The organism is Bradyrhizobium sp. NBAIM08, assembly GCF_020193935.1.
GTDB lineage: Bacteria > Pseudomonadota > Alphaproteobacteria > Rhizobiales > Xanthobacteraceae > Bradyrhizobium > Bradyrhizobium yuanmingense.
Genome location: NZ_JADYVR010000734.1, coordinates 1 through 418, shown reverse-complemented (window position 1 = coordinate 418; position 418 = coordinate 1). Strand labels below are relative to the sequence as shown.

The 418-nt window shown below is 74.4% G+C and carries 1 protein-coding gene; it reads right to left on the bottom strand.

Annotated elements, in window-relative coordinates:
- Positions 1-36: 36 nt before the first annotated feature.
- Positions 37-418 (bottom strand): SDR family oxidoreductase (locus tag I6F37_RS41810; RefSeq protein WP_225154642.1); only part of this gene is annotated, 382 nt, incomplete at its 5' end.

Here is a 418-nt window from a genome sequence, read left to right as displayed (position 1 = left end):
ATGCCGACATGCTCGCCACGCCGTACGCCATGGGGGTCACAGCCCGGCGATGAGGCCGCCGTCGACGGCCACCAGCTGCCCGGTGATGTACGAGGCGCGTTCCGAGGCGAGGAACGCGACGAGTGCGCCCAGCTCCTCGGGCCGCCCGTAGCGCCCCGCCGGGATCGTGGCGATGTGCGCGGCACGGACGTCGGCCTCCGAGACCCCCTCGCGCTCGGCGCGACCGGAGTCGAGCTGCGTGATGCGCGGCGTGTCGACCCTGCCGGGCATGACCCCGTTGGCCGTGACTCCCTCCGCGGCGACGGCGCGCGCCGTCGTCTTGAGCCACGCGGCCAGCGCCGAGCGGCCGGCGTTCGAGTAGACGAGGTCACCGATCGGCTGGCGGACGCCGCTGGACAGGATCGCCACGATCCGGCCC